Raw genomic sequence first — 6,692 nt, 5'->3', positions numbered from 1 at the left:
GTGATAGATACCGCTAACCCCGCCAGCACACCGCCCCGGCCGGATATACGTAAAATGTTACTGCCCATAGGCCCGGTAGTGGTGTTTGGCGCCAGTAACTTTCCCTTTGCATTCTCCACTGCCGGCGGCGATACCGCCAGTGCGCTGGCTGCCGGCGCCACCGTGGTGATCAAAGGCCACCCGGCACATGCCCAAACCTCCCAGAAGGTATTTGCGGCTATGCAGGAAGCTATTAAAAAGACGAATATGCCGGAGCACACGGTACAGCATGTAGCAGCTCCGGGCAACGATATAGGAAAACAATTAGTGATACACCCGTTAACCACGGGCGTAGGCTTTACCGGCTCATTTGCAGGCGGTAAGGCATTGTTCGATTATGCCAATCAGAGAGAAACCCCTATACCCGTGTTTGCGGAAATGAGCAGCATTAACCCGGTGGTATTCCTCCCGGATACGCTGGAAAAAAATGCCGCTGCACTGGCGCAAACCTTTGGCGGGTCGGTTACTTTGGGGATGGGACAATTTTGTACCAATCCCGGCCTGCTGCTGGGTATCCGCAGCGCAGCGCTGGATAATTTTGCACAGCTGCTGGGCGAAGCCATTGCCCAATGCGCCCCGCAAAAAATGCTGCACAGCGGTATTCAGCAGGCGTATGCAAAAGGCCGGCAGCAAATACTGGCGCAGCAGGGCGTAGCGCTGGTAAGCGAATCAGTAACAGCGCCCGCGGAGCTGGAAGCCCACCCGGCGCTGGCCCGTGTAACAGCAAAGGATTTCCTGGCTAACCCGGTATTGAAAGAGGAAGTGTTTGGCCCCTCCTCACTGCTGGTAGTATGTGATAATAAGGAGGAGCTGAAGGCCGTTCTGAAAAGTGTAAAAGGCCAGCTTACTACCACCGCAGTAGGTACAGAGGCTGATATGGCCGCCTATGCGGATGTTATTGCCCTGCAAACCACCCTGGCCGGCCGTGTTATCTTAAATGCACCGCCTACCGGCGTGGAAGTATGCGCAGCTATGGTGCATGGCGGCCCGTTCCCGGCTACTACCGATGCACGTTTTACCTCTGTAGGCACCAGCGCCATTAAACGCTGGGTGCGGCCGGTATGTTTCCAGGGATTCCTGGACAGCATGCTGCCACCTGCCCTGCAAAACGCTAACCCGCTGGGCATTTGGCGAATGGTGGATAATGAGTATACGCGGTAGCAGTCCATGGTCCATAGTCGATGGTCCATTGCCCACTACGTAATGTTTGTATACCGTGGAAAGCTGTAGGACAACAGGCCGTTTACATAACACGCAGTAGCTGTTATATCGTACAAGGCAATGGACTATGGACCATCGACCATGGACCTATAAAACATACATATGTCAACAGATCAACCAACATCTTTTAAGCGCTCTTTCGGGCTGCTGGACGCTACCATGATCGTAGCCGGGTCTATGATCGGTTCCGGTATCTTCATCGTAAGCGCCGATATTGTACGCAATGTAAGCTCAGCAGGCTGGCTTACAATTGTATGGGTGCTGGCTGGTGTGTTAACCCTCACGGCAGCGCTGAGCTACGGAGAGCTAAGCGCTATGTTTCCCAAAGCCGGCGGCCAGTATGTATATCTCAAAGAAGCCTTTAACCCCCTGGTGGGTTTCCTGTATGGGTGGAGCTTTTTCACCGTTATACAAACCGGCACCATTGCCGCTGTGGGGGTGGCTTTTGCCAAATTTGCCGCGTATATCTTTCCCGCTTTAAGTGAAAAGAATGTGCTGGCCGATCTGGGCTTTATGCAGGTCACGGCAGCGCAGCTCACCTCCATTTTATTGATCGTATTACTCACGTATGTGAATACACGCGGCGTAAAGGAGGGTAAGATCATTCAAACCACTTTTACGCTCACCAAAATAGCCGCCTTGTTCGGCCTTATTATTTTCGGCTTTTTGCTGGCTGCCCGTAAAGAGGTGTGGGATGCTAACTGGCAAACCGGCTTTGCCCTGCAAAAGCTTACACCCGAAGGGCTGCTGCCTTATACCGGCTTAGCGGTAATGGGCGCTATTGCAGGCAGTATGGTGGGCACCTTGTTCAGCAGTGATTCCTGGCATAACGTAACCTTCATAGCAGCAGAGATCAAACGTCCGGAAAAGAATATTGGCCTTAGCCTGTTCCTGGGCACCCTGGTGGTAACCATCATTTACGTGTCAACCAACATGATGTTCCTGGGGGTAATGCCTTTACACGAAGTGGCTTTTGCAGAAAGCGACCGGGTAGGGGTGGCGGCCTCCGTACACATTTTTGGCAGCATGGGCACGTATATTATTGCTGCGTTGATCATGGTATCAACCTTCGGCTGTAACAACGGGCTCATACTGGCGGGCGCGCGGGTGTATTATACCATGGCCAATGATGGCCTGTTCTTTAAACAGCTGGCCACCTTAAATAAGAATGCAGTACCCTCCAAAGCCCTGTGGCTGCAATGTTTGTGGGCCTCGCTGCTGTGTTTAAGCGGTAAATACGGACAGCTGCTGGATTATGTGATCTTTGTGGTATTGATCTTTTACATCCTGACCATTATCGGTATTTTCCGCCTGCGCCGCAAGCGCCCGGATCTGCACCGCCCTTACAAAGCCTTTGGTTACCCGGTATTACCCTTGTTCTATGTGGTGGCCGCCACCATTATTTGCCTGTCGCTGCTGGCGTATAAACCTATGTATACCTGGCCCGGACTGGGCTTGGTGCTGCTGGGCATACCTGTATATTACGGGGTATGGGGCAAAAAAGCAGTGGCCGCGCCGGTACAAAAGCAGGAACCGGTAACCAGCGAATTACCATAAATTAACCGGTAGCTGCCCTCATTTTAATCTGATACGGGCAGGATACCCATGATTTTATGTTAATTTTTGCAAACCTTTGATCAATACTCGCAACTTTGTACTCAGGGCTTCTGAATATTTTTGGGAATGAGGGCAATCGGATATTAACGGACCACATGCACATTCTAAATACATTGAAAGTTTCTAAATATAAGAGAGAATAAGGTGGCTTCCGTTGAATGGCATTCATATTCAACGCACAACGAAAATCTCGTTCTACTTAATTCGTAATTATTCGCATTCATGATTATTTTTTAATGGTGCTCATGAATGCTTCGCATTTCGTAATTGATAATTCGTAATTGACCCAGTGGCTAAGAAAACATTTTTTTGCATTGATGCGCATACCTGCGGTAACCCCGTTCGGCTGGTAGCCGGCGGCGGGCCGGTATTGGAAGGCAGCAACATGAGTGAGAAGCGTAATCATTTTTTACGTGAATATGACTGGATCCGTAAAGGGCTGATGTTTGAGCCCCGCGGGCATGATATGATGAGCGGCAGTATTTTATACCCGCCGCATGATCCGGCGAATGATGTAGCAGTGCTGTTCATAGAAACCAGCGGTTGCCTGCCCATGTGCGGCCATGGCACCATTGGCACTATTACCATTGCTATTGAGGAAGGGCTTATTACGCCTAAAACGCCCGGCGTAGTGCGTATGGAAGCACCGGCAGGATTGGTAACCGTTACTTACAAACAGGAAGGCAATAAGGTAAAAAGCGTAAAGCTTACGAATGTGCCGTCGTACCTGGCTGCAACAGATCTGGAAGTAGAATGTCCTGACCTGGGCCTGCTGAAGGTAGATGTTTCCTACGGGGGCAACTACTACGCCATTGTAGATGTGCAGGAGAATTTCTCCGGACTGGAAAATTATTCCTCCGCACAGCTCATTACCTGGGCGCGCGAAATGCGGAAACGCATCAACGAAAAATATACGTTCGTACACCCGGACAATCCGCATATCAACGGCTGCTCCCATGTATTATGGACCGGGGCGGTGTTAGATCAAACTTCCACCGCCCGTAATGCCGTTTTCTATGGCGATAAAGCCATCGACCGCTCACCCTGCGGCACCGGCACCTCTGCCCGTATGGCGCAGTGGTACGCTAAAGGCAAGCTTAAAAAAGGCGATGAGTTTATTCACGAAAGCATTATCGGCTCTAAATTCATTGGCCGTATAGAAGAGGAAACCAGCATCGGCGGCGTGCCGGCTATCCGCCCCAGTATTGAAGGCTGGGCAAGGATCTACGGCTACAACACCATTACAATTGACCCGGAAGATGATCCGTATGCATACGGATTACAGGTAATATAGCAGAACAATATGTCTAAGGAAGTTATCATCATTGGCGGCGGAATTATTGGCCTTAGCAGCGCATTCTATTTGCAGGATGCAGGGTATAAGGTAACTGTATTGGATACTACGGATATGCAGCAGGGCTGCTCCTACGGCAATGCAGGGTATGTATGCCCCAGCCATTTTGTGCCGTTGGCCACACCGGGTATTATAAAGCAGGGATTAAAATGGATGCTGAATGCCAAAAGCCCATTTTATGTGCAGCCGCGTTTAAGCGGGGAGCTTATCTCCTGGGGATTGAAGTTCATGAAAAGCGCCACCAAAGAGCATGTGGAGCGGTCGGCCATTCCCCTGCGGGATATTGCTTTGCTGAGCAAACAGCTGTATGAAAGCTGGGCGCAGCTGCCGGGTATGGATTTCGCCTATGAGCCCAAAGGCATGCTGGAGCTGTTTAAAACAGAAGAAAATGCGCACCATGCTGAACATACTTTAAAAGACGCTTTAGCCTTGGGGTTAGATACCTGCCTGTTAAATAAAGCAGAGCTGCAGGCCATGGAGCCGGGTGCGGATATAGATGCGATAGGCGCACTGTATTTTGCCGGCGATGCGCAGCTGTATCCCAATAAGCTTATGCAATGTTTGCTGAACTGGCTGCAGCAAAAAGGCGTGCGGCTGATAGGCAGCCAGGAAGTAACAGGTTTTATTACAGAAGGCAAAATGCTGAAAGGCGTGAAAACAGCCAGCCAGCAATACCCGGCAGATCATGTGGTGCTGGCAGCCGGTGTGTGGAGCAGCGCGGTGGCCAAACAGCTGAACCTGCGCTTACCCATGGTAGGCGGGCGCGGATATTCCGTAACGTATGAAAATGCGCCTTATAAAGTGCATCACTCCATAATATTAAGCGAGGCCCGGGTGGCCATTTCACCCATGGATGGGAACAAGATCCGCTTTGGCGGCACCATGGAAATTACCGGGGTAAATGCCCCGCCGCGCATGCAAAGGGTGCAGGGCATCCTGGAATCTGTAAAACGTTATTTCCCGGCGTATGATATTCCCATGCCTGCGGCAGATAAGGTATGGTATGGCTACCGCCCCTGCAGTGCAGATGGCTTGCCCTACATTGGTAACGTACAGCCTTATACGAATTTAACTATTGCCACCGGGCACTCCATGCTGGGAATCAGCCTGGGCGCAGGTACCGGCAAGCTGGTAAGTGAGCTGGTACAGGGCGTACCTTCTTCTATGGACATAACACCTTTCCACCCGCAACGGGGATAAGTAAACCACATATAACATGATGGGCAAAAAGGCAGCAACCAGGATCGTATGGGTATTAACGGCATTGGCAGCCGCTAACTCAGTAGCGCATGCGCAACAACAGGCGCCTGCAGCATTATACCAGCAAACCAGCGAGATCAATAACCTCATGGTAATGTATAATGCGGATAAAGGCAGCATTAGCCGTTTTTATTTTGTAGGTAACTCGCCGGAACGCCGGCAGCAGCTGCAAAAGCTCAATAATCAATACCTGCAGCAGCTGGACCAGGTTGATTTTAACGCCTTGCCCACCGGTAGCCGGGTAGATTATATCCTGTTCAAAAAAGACCTTCAGGCGCAGCAGCACAGCTTACAGGAAGAAGAAACGCAATACAACAAGCTAAAAGAATGGTTTCCCTTTGCAGATAAGCTTTACGCAGTGGAAAAGCTGCGCAGGCGCGGCACAGAGCAAAATGCGCAGCAGCTGGCCGCGGATTTTCACAGCATGTCGGTAGATGTATTGAAGAAAGCCAAAGCGCTGCGGGAAGAAAAGAATGTCGATATCTACCACATCCTCAGAGCAGAGGGTATTGTAAAAGGTTTAAAGGATGCGCTGCACAGCGTACACCAGTTCTACAACAGCTATGATCCGCAATACACCTGGTGGATGGCCAAACCCTATGCCGACCTGGATACCGCTTTAAGCACCTATGCCATTGCCTGGAAAGCACAGGAAAAAATTGCTCCCGGTAGTAAGGATGATGGCAGCGGTATTATCGGCTATCCCATTGGCCGTGATGAGCTGATCCGCCAGCTGCAGGATGAATTGATCCCTTACACCCCCGAAGAGCTGATACAAATAGCCAACAAGGAATTTGCCTGGTGTGATGCTGAAATGCTGAAAGCCTCCCGGGAAATGGGTTTTGGCGACGACTGGAAAAAGGCGCTGGAAAAAGTAAAGAACACCTATGTGCCTGCCGGCAAACAACCGGAGGCCATCATGAAACTATATAATGAATCCGTTGCCTTCCTGAAACAGAAAGAGCTGGTAACTATTCCGCCCCTGGCGGAAGAAAGCTGGCGCATGATCATGATGACGCCGGAGCGGCAACTGGTGAATCCCTTCTTCACAGGCGGGGAAGTGTTAAGCATCTCTTACCCAACGGATGATATGAGCGAGGAAGATAAGCTGATGAGCATGCGTGGCAATAACCCCCATTTCTCCCGCGCTACCGTGCATCATGAGCTGATAGCAGGCCATCACCTGCAGATGTACATGAAC

At 50.8% G+C, this 6,692-nt stretch carries 5 protein-coding genes; all 5 read left to right on the top strand.

The window, feature by feature from the left end:
- On the top strand, nucleotides 1–1,200 hold a 1,200-nt coding region (locus VIM87_RS07040), incomplete at its 5' end, for an aldehyde dehydrogenase (NADP(+)) (protein ID WP_331996295.1).
- Between the two features lie 162 nt (nucleotides 1,201–1,362).
- The gene (locus VIM87_RS07035; protein ID WP_331996294.1) at nucleotides 1,363–2,817 is read left to right on the top strand and encodes an APC family permease; all 1,455 of its coding nucleotides are present in this window, start codon (nucleotides 1,363–1,365) and stop codon (nucleotides 2,815–2,817) included.
- Nucleotides 2,818–3,166: 349 nt separating this feature from the next.
- Complete coding sequence (locus tag VIM87_RS07030) at nucleotides 3,167–4,171, top strand: 4-hydroxyproline epimerase (RefSeq protein WP_331996293.1); 1,005 nt, start codon at nucleotides 3,167–3,169, stop codon at nucleotides 4,169–4,171.
- A 9-nt stretch (nucleotides 4,172–4,180) separates the two neighbouring features.
- Nucleotides 4,181–5,431, top strand: coding sequence for an NAD(P)/FAD-dependent oxidoreductase (locus VIM87_RS07025; RefSeq protein ID WP_331996292.1), 1,251 nt, complete (start codon nucleotides 4,181–4,183; stop codon nucleotides 5,429–5,431).
- 16 nt (nucleotides 5,432–5,447) lie between these two features.
- Nucleotides 5,448–6,692, top strand: a 1,245-nt coding sequence (locus VIM87_RS07020; RefSeq protein ID WP_331996291.1) for a DUF885 family protein, incomplete at its 3' end; no start/stop codon positions are given.

It is taken from the genome of Chitinophaga sp., from assembly GCF_036569125.1.
Taxonomy (GTDB): domain Bacteria; phylum Bacteroidota; class Bacteroidia; order Chitinophagales; family Chitinophagaceae; genus Chitinophaga.
Note: the sequence above shows the minus strand (reverse complement) of the source record. Positions and strands in the feature narration are given on the sequence as shown.

Bases quoted from the DNA above. Each gene is read 5' to 3' on its own strand.
- VIM87_RS07035 (WP_331996294.1), top strand. From the start codon at position 1,363: ATGTCAACAGATCAACCAACATCTTTTAAGCGCTCTTTCGGGCTGCTG.
- VIM87_RS07025 (WP_331996292.1), top strand. From the start codon at position 4,181: ATGTCTAAGGAAGTTATCATCATTGGCGGCGGAATTATTGGCCTTAGC.